The sequence below is a fragment of the Mucilaginibacter sp. UYNi724 genome (assembly GCF_054057495.1).
On the sequence record NZ_JBSRZI010000004.1, the window covers coordinates 159,477 to 174,564 of the forward strand.

Here is a 15,088-nt window from a genome sequence, read left to right on the forward strand (position 1 = left end):
TTACCCGCTAATATTTAAACCGTTCTGTTTAATCTATCGCCACATAAACCTTAGCTTCAATATCTTCAAAAGCTTTATCAGCAGTATGGTATACATCAAAATCCACAGTGTAGGTTCGTTGCAGGTCCGATTGCCAGATATACTGCCAGGTCTCACCAATATTTGCCGGGAACTTACCTGCAGGGGTAAAAACAGCATATTTCGCCGCGGGGATCGCCTTACCTACAAACCCTTCGGGAAGGTATTCTATCGACGTAACCTTACAACCTAAAATAGCAGTATAGTAATCATTATGGTCGCTTTCGTAATCGGTGTAAACACAGTACAATTCGCTGCCTTCTTTGTCTTCCAGCTTATCGGCAAAGTTACCCTGGGTAAATTGTTGCCAAAGGGCGCCAATGTCCTGTCCGGCTTGGCCGTCCTTATTAATAGTACGGATGCTGATGCCCGCAACGTAAAACATGGCCAGGTTTGTAGTTTCGTAATTCATGGGTAGGTGTTATAATTTATTTCTCTATCAACTTCTTCAAACCATCAAACATCATTCGCCAGTTGTTTTCTGAGTGCTCTTTTGATGCCTCGTCTTTAATATTATCCTGGGTGATGGTGAGGATGGTAATATCGCCTTTTTCATCCAGTTCGTAGCTAACATCGGCATAATTTTCGGGTTTGTCTTCGGTACCGGCCATGCTGCTCCAGTAGCTGTACCTTACATATTTACCGGCGACTATCTCTTTAATAACGCCCTTATCTTCGTAACTTTTGCCATCCCACTCGCCACTCCAGGTTATCGGGCTGCCCTCCTGCCAGTCGGATTTTTGTACTGTGCCGAAAAAGTATTGCTTTACCAATTCGGGGTCTGTCAAGCCTTTCCAAACCTCAGCAGCAGGGGCTTTAAACTCAATTTTGGTTGTTAATTTTAGTTTGCTCATGATATGTAAATTTAGATGTGTGTAGTGTGTGTTAATTCTCCGCGGATCATTGCCGATTTTATTAGTTCAAAATCGTGCCCCGGTATCTCAAAAAAGCCGAATCTGAATTTAAAGCCCCATGCCTTCTTATTTTCTATAAATTGTAAGTCGGGTATCAACGGATTGATAGATGCTTCGGTGCATTTATAAAAATGCACATCGCGGCGGTAGGGCACAAAATCTTCACTCATTTTATGCTGATAGATCTCGACATTTTTCACCTGCCCTATTGCTGTAAAAGCCTGCAGCGGCTCTTTACCGCTATAGGTTTGCTTCGGCGAATAAAATATCACCCAGTCATCGGGGGTTATTTTTTTGAGCGGAGCTTCTTTACCGTGATTGGCCTGCATAAACCCGCCTTCGACACCGCTGGCTACATGATCTTTTGAAGCAACGGCTATCCAATATTTTTGTGGCATAACGTGATGGCTATCTACTTATAATTACAATTATTTTGCCGCAAAGAAACGCGGGAGATTGACAACAGTATGTCAGCAGGGGAAGAAAATTCATTATTTTACTCACCCCGACACCGCTTCGCTGGTCGACCCTCTCTGATGCGCAAAGAGGGTGAAAAGAAAAATGGCGCTTACCCCTCTTTCCGCGTAGCAAAGAGAGGTTGGTCGAGCGAAGCAATGACCGGTGAGTAAATAGACAGCTTAACAGGGTTACATCGACATAGGCACCGCATTCCGCTTCATAATTCCTTCGGCCACTTCAACAACCTTATCCTTTATCTTCTGCGGACTGATGATCTCGGCATGGTCGCCAAACATCATAAACCAACGTACAAACCCTTCTACCGAGGTGGTAAGGAAGGTCATTTCGGTGTAGTTAGTGGTATGTTTTTCAGAAACAAAGCCATGGTAAAAACGCTGCTCGTTTATAAAATTGGTAATGCTGCTGTTAACCTTAATTACGATGGTTTCCAGGTGATGTTCTGATGCGGTTTGGGCAAGGTAATCTTTGAGTTTTGGGTGGCTGCCTTTAAAGGTAGTGTCGGTTTCCTGGATCTCTTGTATTCTGTCGAGCCTGAAATCCCGGTAATCGTTACGCATGCGGCAGTAGGCTATCAGGTGCCAGTAGCTATCCAGGTAAAAGATTCCGATGGGCTCGATATGCCGGTTAGTTTTTATTTGGGTGTAACCTGCTGTATAATCGATACAAAGCACCTTTTTAGCGGCGATACCATTTAAAATGGTTTGGATATGGTTATTATTATTTACCCTGCGCTGGGTTTGGCTTTTAAGCACCTCTATGCTGCCATCCATACTTTCCAACAGGTCCTTTTCGGTTGTTTTAAGTATGGCCCGTATCTTATCCATTGCAGAACGGTGCTGGGCAGTGGTTGATGCATCAGTCATTTTCTCTACAAACTTTTCGGCAGTTAAAAAAGCGGTGGCTTCTTCCTTGGTAAACATAATGGGTGGCAGGCGGTAACCATCTACCAACGAGTATCCCACACCAGCCTCGCCAATGATAGGTACGCCGGCTTCTTCCAATGACCGCACATCGCGGTAAACCGTGCGTAGACTGATATCAAACCGCGCCGCGATATCGCTGGCTTTAACAATACGGCGGGTTTGCAGTTGTATTAATATGGCAGAGATACGGTCGATGCGGTTCATAACCACAAAATAAGCAAAAACAAAGTACCTTAGCATAAATGTTAGTTAAATATGGCAGCAGAATCCGAAGATAAGATCATCACCCTGGAGCAGTATTACGACCCTATGCTGGCGCACATTATGCGTACCAAACTGGAAGATAACGGCATCCAGTGTTTTATTGCCGATGACAATATCATATCGGCCAACCCGGTTTTTAACAACGCCGTGGGTGGCATCAAACTAAAAATATTTGAACGCGACCTGGAACGCAGCCGGGAAATTTTAGCTCAAGGTAGCGACCTGCACGACCAAGACCATTTTGAGATAGACGATGAAACACACTCCCCCGTTATTTGCCCCTATTGCGGATCGAACAACGTGCGCTTCGGCCCGGCTACCGAGCGTAAGGCACACTGGCTGGTGGCTTTGGTATCGGCCCTATTGGCGGTGCTGCCATTTTGTTCCCGCAGGGCATGGCATTGCTTCAATTGCCAAAGGGATTTTGAATAGAGCATTCGGGAATACAATTATGTAAGTACAATTGTATCAAAGCTGATACAATTGTACTTATTATTACCCTATCATTATATTTATCGTCATGTACAATCGTCGCAACTTTATCAAGTTAACCGCTGTAACGGCTTCGTTAGCAACCTTATCAAAATACACCAGGGCAAACGCTGTAGTTGCAGTGCCCGGCGACAGGTTGCCAATTGTGATATCTACCTGGGATTTTGGTATTGCAGCCAATAAAGAAGCATGGAAAACACTTGAGAAAGGTGGCCGTGCGCTTGATGCTGTCGAGGCCGGTGTAAAGATCCCCGAAGCGGATATGAAAAACCATACCGTAGGCCGTGCAGGTTATCCGGATCGCGACGGACGGGTTACGCTGGATGCCTGCATTATGGATGAGTTTGGCAACTGCGGCTCGGTTGCAGCTATGGAACACATCGCCCACCCTATTGCCGTTGCCCGTTTGGTGATGGAAAAAACCCCGCATGTAATGCTGGTTGGCGATGGCGCTACCCAATTTGCGGTTGAGCAGGGCATCAAAAAAGAAAAACTCTTAACCCCCGAATCTGAAAAGGCTTGGAAAAAATGGCTGGTAACGGCTAAATACTCGCCTAAGATGACTATAGAGAATGAGCAGCACCGCCCCGGTGGCAAATACAACCACGATACCATTGGTATGCTGGCTATTGATGCTAAAGGCAACATCAGCGGTGCTTGTACCACAAGCGGTATGGCGTTTAAACTACACGGACGTGTAGGTGATAGCCCGATAATTGGTGCCGGTTTATTTGTTGATAATGAAGTTGGCGGCGCTACATCTACGGGGGTTGGCGAAGAGGTGATCCGTAACGTGGGCAGCTTTTTGGTGGTCGAACTGATGCGCCAAGGGTACTCGCCCGAGGATGCCTGTAAAGAGGCTGTGCACCGCATCATCAAAAAGAAACCGGAGACCGCTAAAGAGATTCAGGTGGGCTTCCTGGCTATCAACAAAAAAGGCGAATACGGTGCTTACGCAATACAAGAGGGCTTTAGCTTTGCAGTGTGTGATGCCAACAAACAAGACTTGCTGATACCCGGCAAAAGCTTTTATAAAGACGATAAAAAATAAACTATAATATATATAAAACATATTTAAATAATACGTGGTTTCTGTAAATACAACCTACTCCGCTATATGAGCCATAAGCCTTCACCTGTAACACTTGAAGTTTGCGCCAATTCGGTAACCTCGGCTATTGCCGCGCAGCAAGGTGGCGCCATAAGGGTTGAGCTTTGCGAGAACCTTGGCGAAGGCGGTACCACGCCGTCATACGGCCAAATGCTACTTGCCCGTAAACACCTGCATATAAAACTTTACGTACTCATCCGGCCGCGCCGGGGCGACTTCCTCTACACTGATCTGGAATTTGAAGTGATGCAGGCCGATATCCGCAACTGCATAGAAGCTGGTTGCGATGGCGTGGTGATTGGCATGCTTAGGGCCGATGGAAGCATTGATGTAGAACGCTGTACCGAACTGGTGCGCCTTGCCCGCCAATGGGGCCTGGGGGTTACTTTTCACCGTGCTTTTGATATGTGCGCAGACCAGTATGTGGCCCTTGAGCAGATCATCGAGATGGGTTGCGAACGTATCCTTACTTCGGGCGGCAAAAGTACTGCTATGGAAGGCTCTAATATAATATTGCACCTGATAGAAAAAGCTACAGGCCGTATCACCATTATGCCCGGCAGCGGCATTACCGAAAACAATGTTGCCGACCTGGTACATTTTACTGGTGCAACTGAGGTGCATTCATCTGCCCGTATCAATTATGAAGGTGGCATGCAATACAAAAACGACCATATCCTCCTCACCGGCGGCATCACCGATGAATATAGTTTAGATGTTACGAGTGCCGATAAGGTTAAAGCGATATTGGAAGCGGCGAATGGGTAAATAATTTAGTGATTTAGTGAATCACTATTTGTCATCCCGAGCGATAGCGAAGGATCTAATTTACATCATGCTTATCAGCTAATATATACCTCATTAAATTCAGTATTAATTGGCAAATCGGTGTAATCAAACAAATTAAAAGACCGCCACCGGCAACACCAATTCTATTCTATTATGGCCGCTGCCGCCAAATAGGTCGGGGTCTAATAAGTAACTGTATCGTATGCCAAACGTTATGTCCGCCTGGTTAAACCACTTGGTATCGAAGAAAATTGCCCCACCTGCCGATCTGAAGTTTGTATTGAAAGGCTTGCCTTCTAATAAAAAATTAGAATCCGTTGCGTGCATATGATCGTAAAATATATTGCCGCGCAGGCGCAGAATATAAAGCAGGTTAGCAACGCCACCATCCGGGTAAGCTATTGGGAAATGGTAGCTTGCACCAAACTTGTTCATGTTATCGAGGTTCTCGGTACTGTAACCGTACGCGAAAGGGAAATCATTAGAAAAACCAATACCGTTATTTTGCCCGCGGTGCTGGTACGCCCCGGTTAGAACCAAACTGTGGTTAGGGGCCAACCCCGGAAAATAAAGTGCACCCGTTGTCAATATCTGGTTTGATTCCCTGCCGGTAAGTGATTTTTTATAGCTGATGTTGATGTTTTGCGCAAAACGTGGGTTGATATTTTGCTTCGCCCTTTGGGTTTGGTTGCTGAAGCGCAGCGTATTGCTCAGGTAGGTGTAGTAACTATCCTTAAACAAACTACGGAAGGCCTCCTGGAAAGTGTTGCGGCTATAATAAAAACTGCTGCTAACCGATAGCGAAGTTGAGTTTTTACCTGCCGAGAAATTCAGCGGTACCTGTAGGCCACCGTGAATGTCCGTTTCGTTGTAGTAAATGCTGTTGCCTTTGTAAAACCCGCGGCGATCAAAGGTGTAGTCGGCACCGGCAAGCAGGTAAGGGAAAAATGCGCCATACGCTGCATCATAGCCTATCCGTTTGTAGCCCTCATCGCGGTTATAACTAAAGGTCAACTGCGAATCAAACGTGTTAAGCACATTATTACCCACCAATTGGATGGAGTAATTAGGGTCATCAAAACTTGGGAAGATGCTATGGAAATTGAACAGCCCGTGCAATTTGCTGTAATTACTCACGGGTAGCAAATCGGGCTTAATAGAAGCTACAAAATTAGCCGCGCTATCGTTTTTTAGTGCGCTGATATTCATATCCGGCAAGGCCGAAAACGCCTGGGCATTATTTACAGGTGATAGCCCTACATCGGCACGGTTAGCTTGCTGCAAATGATAACCCGAAGCGGTAAAGCCAGTCCAAGCTATTTTATTTTGGCTGACGGCAGATTGGTAATAACCTATAGAACCGCCTTGAACAGGGGCATTTACTTCGGCCAATTGATTAGTCTTGATGTTGAGCGCGAACAGTTTATCATTAACGCCCGATGTTTTGGTGAAGTACACCACATCGCCCTGCACTTGCGGAAAAGCTATCGGCTCGAAACTAAAGGGTAGTAAATATGTCGTAGAATCCGACTTTATATCAATCAGCGCAAGCGACATTTCGCCCTTGAAATTGCGCACAGCCGAGATCAGTTTGTCATCACCATAAAATTTGGGATAGGTGTAAAATAGGCCAGCCGTGTTTGGCAATTCGGAAATTAATTTACCATTCTCTTTTAACAAATGCAACGTACTCCTTCCCGTCGACGCCACATCAACAGCTACAATCATTTTACCATCTGCACTGTATGCGGGCGAAAAGTATTTTGTTTTACGGGTAATGCGGTGCTCCCTTCCGGTTTGCACATCAAGCACCATTAACTCGTTATAATTGCGATAGCCCCAGCGCAGATCCGGGCGGTATGCGGCGTAGATAACCTTGCCATCGTGGTAACTAAAAAAATTATCGGTGTTGATGCTTTGCGTGGCAATCACCTTTTCCCGGTTACCCGTGCGGATAACAAACTTAGGGATGTGGTTATAGGTGGTCCGCAGATAAATAATGGTACTATCGTTCACATACGCCGGAAATTCCTCGTCGGCTATAAAATGTTGGCGTTTTGCTTTGGGATCGTTATCCTTTACATCGTTTTTATAAACCTGTTTAAAATGGTTAAAGGCCGCATTCCTGAAAGTTTTATAATCGACACCCGCATGCTTTTTAATCGCGCCTTGCAATGGGTAAAAACCCGTATTAAATGCAGCCGCATCGTGCGTTACACCGCGCCAAAAATCGTTTCCGTATTTCTCGCGGCCATAGGCAACAATCATATAACCAAGCGGGTAATGGTTGGGGGTATAATCCAGGTAAGAACCGTTCCGGAGTTTCATCCAGCTATAATCTTTACCGGCAGCCCATAAGGCGCGGAAGCCGTTAAAAAAGTAAGGCAACCGCCCCCTGCCCTGTCGGCTCACCAGCGTTTCGTTATAAACGGCGTCGCCTTCAAAAAACCAATCGGGAACTGATAAAGCGTTGCCTAACGCCTGCCCGCCTTCACCAAACAGGATGCTCAGGCCTTTTGACAGGCCTACATTAAAATTATTGTATTGCTGCACGTGCCTAAACTCGTGAATAGCCAATTGCTCGGGCCATGGCAGGCTGCCTACATCAAAACTGTTTTGCCCGGGCGTTAGGTAAAACTCGCTGCGGAACGGCGCTAAACCCACATAAGCATTTGATATAGTAGTTTGGTTTTGCAGAACAATGCTTACCTGCCTTTGCTTAAAGCCAATGGTTGGTTGTATACTGCGGTTCATTTGTGCAATGGTTTGTGCCACACGCTGCGCTACCGAATCCATTCCCTGCGAATAAATTACCCGCGCCACCGGGGATTCCACCTGTTTCCAGTTGGTTGACGGCGGGTTACCACCAAATTGCTGAGCTTTTGCAAGTGTGGCGGTGAATAATAACAGGGGAAGAAGCAGGTGTTTAAACATTGGGCATGAAAATAGCGATTTTGTCTGAAACTCGAATTAAACGAATTTGGTGAATTAACAGAATTTGAAGCCCTTTAGTTCGGCAAATTCGTTAATTATTATAATTCGGGATAAGACAATTGTAAATCCGAAATCCAAATGACACTCCATCCCCTAAAACTGAGTACATTTGCGCTTTGTGATATATTACCATGGCTAAAGTTTCTATCAACCTGGCAACGGGTTCCATACAAAAAGAAGATATTATTGTAGGTATCGACCTGGGTACAACCAATTCCTTGGTGGCCTTTATAGATCCCGACAAAAACCCAAAGGTTATTAATGATACCGGCAAGGGTGTTTTAGTGCCTTCTGTTGTCCATTTTGGTACCGCGGGCGATATCACCGTTGGTAACGAAGCCAAAGAATATTTGATAACCGACCCGCAGAACACCGTCTTTTCGGTTAAGCGTTTGCTGGGCCGCTCTTATGCTGATGTAAAAAACTACCAGGACTTTTTCTCCTACAAGATCATCGACGATGATAGCGAGAACCTGGTAAAAATTAAGGTTGGCGAAAAATTTTACAACCCTATCGAGCTATCGGGCCTGATATTGAAAGAACTTAAAGAACGTGCTGAGCATGCGCTTAAAACCCCGGTAACCCGCGCGGTGATAACGGTGCCTGCCTATTTTAACGATTCGCAGCGCCAGGCAACCCGGGATGCAGGTAAACTTGCCGGGCTGGACGTGTTACGTATTGTGAACGAGCCCACCGCCGCGAGCCTGGCTTACGGCATTGGGCTTGATCCTGAAGAAACCAAAACCATTGCAGTGTATGATTTGGGCGGCGGAACATTTGACGTATCTATCCTGCAAATTCAAAACGGCATCTTTGAGGTGCTGGCTACCAATGGAGATACCTTTTTGGGTGGTGATGATTTTGACCGCGCCATTGCCGATTACTGGATAGAAAAAAATAACATAGATAAAAACGAACTGGCCAATAACCGCGAACTTACGCAAGAGCTTCGCCTTAAAGCCGAGGAAGCTAAAAAGGCATTTGCCCACCAAAGCATTTTCAATGAAAAGATAGGTGACATCTGGTGCACTATTGACCGTAATACCTTTGAGGAACTGATATTACCTAAAGTACAGCAGACCATTACCGCCTGCCAAAACGCGTTGAAAGACGCTAAACTAACCACGGCTGATATTGATGAAGTGGTGATGGTTGGCGGCAGCACCCGCACCGCCTTAGTTAAAAAGATGGTAGCTGATTTTTTTGGTCGTCCGGTGCACGATGGCATTAACCCCGATGAGGTGGTTGCCCTTGGTGCCGCCATACAGGCCGATGTTTTAGCCGGTAACCGCAGCGATATTTTACTGCTGGATGTTACCCCGCTATCGCTTGGTATCGAAACTATGGGTGGCTTGATGGATACCATTATCCCCCGCAACTCTAAGATCCCGACCAAAGCAGGCCGGCAATACACTACATCCAAAGATGGCCAGGTGAATATGAAGATCGCTGTTTATCAGGGCGAGCGCGACCTGATCAGCGAGAACCGCAAACTGGCCGAGTTTGAACTGAAGGGCATCCCATCGATGCCGGCTGGTTTCCCTAAGGTTGATATCAACTTTATACTAAATGCAGACGGCATCCTCAAGATCCAGGCTATTGAATTGCGCAGTGGTGTAAAACAAGAAGTAGAAGTAAAACCGGCCTACGGCGTTACCGATGACCTGGTTGAGCAAATGCTGATGGACAGCATCACCCATGCCAAAGACGACGTAAGCGCCCGTATGCTGATAGAAGCCAAAACCGAAGCGGAACAAATAGTGTACGTGGTAGAGAATTTCCTTAAAAAGAACGGGCAACTTTTAAATACTGAGGAAGTAACTGAAACACACATCCAGTTAGAAGCCGTTAAAGCCGCCTTAAGCACGGGCGATAAAGACCATATACACACCAAAATTGACACTTTAAACAACTTTACCCGCCCCTTTGCCGAACGCGTAATGGATGTTGCCATCGCCACCGCGATGAAGGGAAAAAGTATAGAGTAGATCATATACGTGTCATTGCTGCGATAGCTTGGCAATGACACGTATTTTTATTCCTCAGATTATTCCAAACTCATTGCCATAAAATGCGTTATTTGTGCAATCTAATAATCAGCACTTGAAAAATATTCTACGCATAGCGGTTTGCCTTACAATGGCAGCATCAACTTTCTCCGCATCAGCACAAACCACCCAACAGGATAGTACTTTAAAACCGGCCACACTGGATAGTGCCCGTTACGATTCGTTGGTCGCCCGTTTAGCCAATGGCGATAAAACAGGTAAATGGCCTGTCAAAAAATCGCCATATCCTAAGGCAGGGGCAATATTGCCTTTCTACCGTGTGGTGGCTTACTATGGCAACATGTACTCGAAAAAGATGGGTGTACTTGGCGAGTATGAGCCATCGGTGATGCGCAGCAAATTATTGGCCGAAGTGAAAGCCTGGGAAGCCGCCGACCCAAAAACACCTGTAAAACCCGCACTGCATTATATATGTGTTACGGCACAGGCGGATGCAGGACGCGATGGTTTACATAACCTGCGAATGCCCTTTAGTCAGATAGATAAGGCTATCGAAATGGCAAAACCTATCAACGCGCTTGTTTTTCTGGATATCCAGGTTGGCTTTAGCACGGTAGAAACCGAGTTGCCTAAGTTAGAGAAATACCTGAAGATGCCTAACGTACACTTCGGCATCGACCCTGAATTTTCTATGAAGGAAGGTAGCGTACCCGGCAAACGCATCGGCACGTTTGATGCTAAAGACATTAACTACGTTACCAATTACCTGAGCGGTCTTTGTAAAAAATATAACCTGCCGCCAAAGATGTTTGTGGTACACCGCTTTACAAAGCGCATGGTAACCAATTATCAGGACATCAAGCTGAACCAAAACGTACAGTTTGTGATGGATATGGATGGCTGGGGAGGCCCCGACCTAAAAAAAGGCACCTACAAATATTTCGTAGCAGGCGAACCTGTGCAGTTTACCGGATTTAAATTATTTTACAAGAACGATATTAAGAACGCCCCAAAACGAATGATGACGCCTAAAGAGGTGCTTAGCTTAAAGCCCGCTCCTATTTATATCCAGTACCAATAGATTTTTTATATTTGGCTTATGCCACCTGCTTTATCGCCATACCAGCTGCTTAAACAATATGTTACCGGCAACATGCAGGTAAGCAATGAGCAACTGGCTACGTTTTGCAGCAAGTTTAGGCAGAAGAGAACAAAAAGGAACGAGATTTTACTGCATGCTGGTGATGTTAACCCTTACTTGTACTTCGTAAATTCGGGTTGCCTGCGGGTTTTTATGCTGGATGTGAACGGCAAAGAATCTACCCGATTCCTGGTTACCGAAGGCAGGTTTGGTACCGCGTTTCCGAGTTTTAATTTGCAGGAACCTTCGCTGGCAGCCATACAAAGCACCGAACCAGGCGAGGTGCTATATATCAGCCATCGTGATTTTAACGATCTGCTGGATAACTTTCCCGGCTGGGAGCATGTATACCGTTTAGGCCTCGAAAAGGATTATATCGCCTCCATCAAACGGATAGAGAGCCTGATAACTATGGATGCCACACAACGATACAAGTTATTATTGCAAACCAACCCTACGCTTATTCAAAGGCTGCCATCAAAAATTATTGCAGACTACCTCGGCGTTTCGCAGGAAACGCTGAGCCGCTTAAAATCAAAAAAGTGAATTATTGACATTTGTCAATAAGCGTCAGGTTTTAAATAGGTTGCTTTGTATATCAAACCAAACACATGAAGCTAAAGCACATCTTATTCCTCATAGTCCTGTTACCTATAACAGCCTTCGGCCAAATTATAATAGGCGAGCAAACCTTTAAATATAACGATACTGCACGCAAGCGGCCGCTAACCACCGAAATTTGGTACCCTACCACCGATAAAAGTAAAGCAGCCAAATTAAAAGAGGGTTTTCCATTTGTCCACGATCCTACCGTTAGGGATGCAAAATTGCCTGTTGCCAAACACCCGCTCATCATGATCTCGCATGGCACAGGTGGTGGCCGCCTCACTATGGAATGGCTGGCAGATATATTGGTGAAGCAAGGCTTTGTTGTAGCGGCTGTAGACCACTGGGGCAATACCCACGATAACAAAATTGCCATTGAGTTTGTTACGCCCTGGCAACGTGCGCAGGATATATCTTTTGTGCTAACCCAACTATTAGCAAACCCCGTGCTGAATAAAGTGATAGACAAGCAACGTATAGGCGCGGCGGGCTTTTCTATCGGCGGCTATACGGTTATTGCTTTGGCCGGTGCAAAAATAGACTTAAAGGCAATGGAAGATTTTACCCAAACCACGGATGGTGCTAAAGAGATCACCATCCCCGAATTCCCTAATCTGATCAATACATTGGACGATGCCGCTATTCAAAGATCGTTTGATAACAGCCCGCCATTAAAAGACAAACGCATAAAGGCGGTATTTGCTATGTGCCCGGCCGTTGGGCAGGGGTTTACAAAAGCAAGTCAGTTTAGGGATGTAGGCATTCCCCTATATATTGTTGGCGCGCAAAGCGACAGCATAGCGCCTGTTAAAACCAATGCCATGCATTATCATAAACTGATGCCAAGATCAAAATTATATATAGTACCTGGCAGGGCGGCGCACTACGTATTCCTGAACGAAGCCCTTGGCGACCTAAAAAAAAACGGCGGGATGATATTTAACGATGGCTCGGATGTTGACCGCCATGCTATACATGAGCAGGTTGGAGGGATAGCTGCTAAGTTTTTTAAGAACAGTTTGAACTAGATAGCTAATACTTTTAGACTCCATTTGGCTAACGAAGAAAAAAGCATAAAAAAAGCCCCGATTTCGAGGCTTTTTTTTATTTAAACAAACCTATTACAGGTTGTCTATCTCTTCCTGCTCTTTTAGGGCAGTTATGTTGTTTTTATCGCTATACTCGTCGGTTTGGTTTGCAAAATCTTCAAGGATGCTTGCAATAGTGTCAAGGTTATCCGCAATACGCTGGTGCATATCGGGCAGGTCTTTTTCTATGCGTTTGTTGCCAAGGTCAATATTGTCTACCTCTATTTTGGCAATCTTTTGTATCAACGCCTGGTTACTGTTTTTTAAGTCTTCTAATTCATGGACGATTTTTTCCATCAATTCAAATTTTCTGATCTTATCCATAGGTATCTTTATTTATATAAACTGTACATAGCCATAACAGTGCCAAAGTATATTTATTTTGGATTTATCGATTATAACTAATAACTTAGTTATATGAAATCTATCTTCTCCCTTATACTCACTTTTGCCGTTTCCACAGCGTGTTTTGCGCAGCAAACAACTAAGCCTGATGATGCCTTGCTATTAGATTATTATCAAAACCAACGCTTTGCCGAGGCTGCAGACTACCTGAAGAAAACGTACACCGAACCAGTAAACAGTACAAAAGCATTGGGCCAACTGGCCTATACATCAAACATGGCCGGGCGTTTGGCAGATGCCGAAGTATATTACCAGCGCATTTATAATATCGATTCCACCAATACCGCTGTATTGCATAGCCTGGGTAGTTTAAACCTGCGCCGTGGCAACAATGCCAAAGCCGAGCTTTATTACAAACGCATTATAGCGCACGATACCACTAACTTTATTGTGTACAAGCAACTGGCTACCATCAGCCACGATAAAAATGATATAACGTCATATATCTTGTACCTGCAAAGGGCAAATCAGCTTAACCCTGCCGAAGCAGATGTAGCATCAGACCTGAGCGATCTATACATCAGTATGAAATTTACCCCGCAGGCCGAAAAGGTTTTAACCGCGGCTATAAATGCCGACCCGGAAAACATCGTATTGCTAAACAGCCTCATGAAGCTACAGTATGCACAAAAGAAATGGCCCGAAACGGTTAACACCTGCTTAAAGCTGGTTAACTATGGTAATACATCCGGTCAGGTCCTTACCAAGCTTGGCGTGGCTTATTACAATACCAAAAACTATGATTGCAGCATCTCCACCTTTGTGAGTATGGACGAGATTGCCCGGAACGAAACCAGCTACTACTACACCGGCTTAGGCTACAAAGCGGTTAAAGACCAAAAGATGGCTATATTTTACCTGCAAAAAGCTATTACCGAGGGCATATCGCCAAACACGGGCGCTTATTATGGCGAAGTTGCAGATAGTAACGAGAAATTAAAAAGGTTTAAAAAAGCGATAACAGCCTACCAAAAAAGCCTGGAGTTTGATGAATCGCCCATGATCTACTATTCGTTGGCAAATGTGTACGATACCAACCTAAAGGATAAGAAGAGCGCGATAAAATATTACAAAAAGTATCTGGCAGGCAAGCCTCCTGTAGATAAACAAAAGGGCTTTATAGATTATTCCAAAAGCAGAGTGGCGGTTTTGAGCCGTTAGCGGTTCATCAATCTTGCAACGTACTTGCCAATAATATCAAACTCTAAATTTACCACGGAGCCTTCGCGTACGTTGTGCAGGCTGGTATGCTCATAGGTGTACGGTATAATGGCTACCGAAAAATAATTAGGGCCCGAGTTTACAACCGTTAGGCTGATGCCATTAACGCAGATAGAGCCTTTTTCTACCGTTACATTCCCTGCTGATGGATCATACTCAAAAGTGTATTCCCAGCTGCCATCAAGCTCTGTAAATTTGGTACAGGTGGCAGTTTGGTCTACATGGCCCTGTACAATGTGGCCATCAAGTCGGGCGTTCATTTGCATGCAGCGCTCCAGGTTTACAGGTTCACCAACTTTTAGGTGGCCAATGCTGGTTTTGCTCAATGTTTCTGCTATTGCGGTAACGGTGTGCGTATCGTCGGTCAACCCAACCACGGTTAAACAAACACCATTATGCGCTACCGACTGATCTATCTTTAACTCATTAACAATGCCCGATTGCACTGTGATGTGCAGGTTGCCCTGATCGTGGCGTAGATCGGTTACTTTACCTAAGGTTTCTATTATTCCTGTAAACATGCTGCAAAAGTAATGTTTTTTGGATGTGCCAAGTGTTAGCGCAACATCATAA

General features: G+C 45.1%; 15 protein-coding genes. 8 read left to right on the plus strand and 7 right to left on the minus strand.

Going from position 1 to position 15,088, the window contains the following annotated elements:
- Positions 1 to 28 precede the first annotated feature (28 nt).
- From ACVW0P_RS08090 to ACVW0P_RS08105, 4 genes are all read right to left on the minus strand, one after another.
- Positions 29 to 490: a GyrI-like domain-containing protein gene (locus tag ACVW0P_RS08090; protein ID WP_457131621.1), complete on the minus strand. Its 462-nt coding sequence runs from the start codon at positions 488 to 490 to the stop codon at positions 29 to 31.
- A gap of 16 nt (positions 491 to 506) precedes the next feature.
- The gene (locus ACVW0P_RS08095; protein ID WP_457131622.1) at positions 507 to 932 is read right to left on the minus strand and encodes an SRPBCC family protein; all 426 of its coding nucleotides are present in this window, start codon (positions 930 to 932) and stop codon (positions 507 to 509) included.
- Positions 933 to 943: 11 nt separating this feature from the next.
- Positions 944 to 1,390 (minus strand): EVE domain-containing protein, encoded by a 447-nt coding sequence (locus tag ACVW0P_RS08100; protein ID WP_457131623.1) that lies wholly within the window; start codon positions 1,388 to 1,390, stop codon positions 944 to 946.
- Between the two features lie 249 nt (positions 1,391 to 1,639).
- Positions 1,640 to 2,635 (minus strand): helix-turn-helix transcriptional regulator, encoded by a 996-nt coding sequence (locus ACVW0P_RS08105; RefSeq protein WP_457131624.1) that lies wholly within the window; start codon positions 2,633 to 2,635, stop codon positions 1,640 to 1,642.
- Positions 2,636 to 2,650: 15 nt separating this feature from the next.
- On the opposite strand from ACVW0P_RS08105, the gene ACVW0P_RS08110 reads away from it, so the two are divergent.
- The 3 genes from ACVW0P_RS08110 to ACVW0P_RS08120 all read left to right on the plus strand — a co-directional run bounded on the left by ACVW0P_RS08110 (position 2,651) and on the right by ACVW0P_RS08120 (position 5,030).
- Complete coding sequence (locus ACVW0P_RS08110; protein ID WP_457131625.1) at positions 2,651 to 3,091, plus strand: putative signal transducing protein; 441 nt, start codon at positions 2,651 to 2,653, stop codon at positions 3,089 to 3,091.
- A gap of 88 nt (positions 3,092 to 3,179) precedes the next feature.
- The gene (locus tag ACVW0P_RS08115; RefSeq protein ID WP_457131626.1) at positions 3,180 to 4,202 is read left to right on the plus strand and encodes a N(4)-(beta-N-acetylglucosaminyl)-L-asparaginase; all 1,023 of its coding nucleotides are present in this window, start codon (positions 3,180 to 3,182) and stop codon (positions 4,200 to 4,202) included.
- A 66-nt stretch (positions 4,203 to 4,268) separates the two neighbouring features.
- Positions 4,269 to 5,030 (plus strand): copper homeostasis protein CutC, encoded by a 762-nt coding sequence (locus ACVW0P_RS08120; protein WP_457131627.1) that lies wholly within the window; start codon positions 4,269 to 4,271, stop codon positions 5,028 to 5,030.
- A gap of 135 nt (positions 5,031 to 5,165) precedes the next feature.
- Here the strand turns inward: ACVW0P_RS08120 and ACVW0P_RS08125 are convergent, their stop codons facing one another.
- Positions 5,166 to 7,985, minus strand: coding sequence for a TolB family protein (locus ACVW0P_RS08125; protein WP_457131628.1), 2,820 nt, complete (start codon positions 7,983 to 7,985; stop codon positions 5,166 to 5,168).
- Between the two features lie 191 nt (positions 7,986 to 8,176).
- Between ACVW0P_RS08125 and hscA the strand changes: the two genes are divergently transcribed.
- From hscA to ACVW0P_RS08145, 4 genes are all read left to right on the plus strand, one after another.
- Positions 8,177 to 10,033, plus strand: a complete 1,857-nt coding sequence (gene hscA / locus ACVW0P_RS08130; protein ID WP_457131629.1) for a Fe-S protein assembly chaperone HscA — start codon at positions 8,177 to 8,179, stop codon at positions 10,031 to 10,033.
- Between the two features lie 115 nt (positions 10,034 to 10,148).
- Positions 10,149 to 11,135, plus strand: coding sequence for a hypothetical protein (locus tag ACVW0P_RS08135; RefSeq protein ID WP_457131630.1), 987 nt, complete (start codon positions 10,149 to 10,151; stop codon positions 11,133 to 11,135).
- 18 nt (positions 11,136 to 11,153) lie between these two features.
- A complete protein-coding gene (locus ACVW0P_RS08140) occupies positions 11,154 to 11,741 on the plus strand; it encodes a Crp/Fnr family transcriptional regulator (RefSeq protein ID WP_457131631.1) in 588 nt (195 codons plus the stop codon).
- 65 nt (positions 11,742 to 11,806) lie between these two features.
- Positions 11,807 to 12,829: an alpha/beta hydrolase family protein gene (locus ACVW0P_RS08145; protein ID WP_457131632.1), complete on the plus strand. Its 1,023-nt coding sequence runs from the start codon at positions 11,807 to 11,809 to the stop codon at positions 12,827 to 12,829.
- A gap of 93 nt (positions 12,830 to 12,922) precedes the next feature.
- Here ACVW0P_RS08145 and ACVW0P_RS08150 read toward each other — a convergent pair whose 3' ends face one another.
- Complete coding sequence (locus ACVW0P_RS08150) at positions 12,923 to 13,213, minus strand: hypothetical protein (RefSeq protein WP_354431086.1); 291 nt, start codon at positions 13,211 to 13,213, stop codon at positions 12,923 to 12,925.
- Between the two features lie 93 nt (positions 13,214 to 13,306).
- Here ACVW0P_RS08150 and ACVW0P_RS08155 point away from each other — a divergent pair, with 93 nt between their 5' ends.
- Complete coding sequence (locus ACVW0P_RS08155; protein WP_457131633.1) at positions 13,307 to 14,455, plus strand: tetratricopeptide repeat protein; 1,149 nt, start codon at positions 13,307 to 13,309, stop codon at positions 14,453 to 14,455.
- Here the strand turns inward: ACVW0P_RS08155 and ACVW0P_RS08160 are convergent.
- Complete coding sequence (locus ACVW0P_RS08160; RefSeq protein WP_457131634.1) at positions 14,452 to 15,036, minus strand: riboflavin synthase; 585 nt, start codon at positions 15,034 to 15,036, stop codon at positions 14,452 to 14,454. The genes ACVW0P_RS08155 and ACVW0P_RS08160 overlap by 4 nt on opposite strands.
- Positions 15,037 to 15,088: the final 52 nt, after the last annotated feature.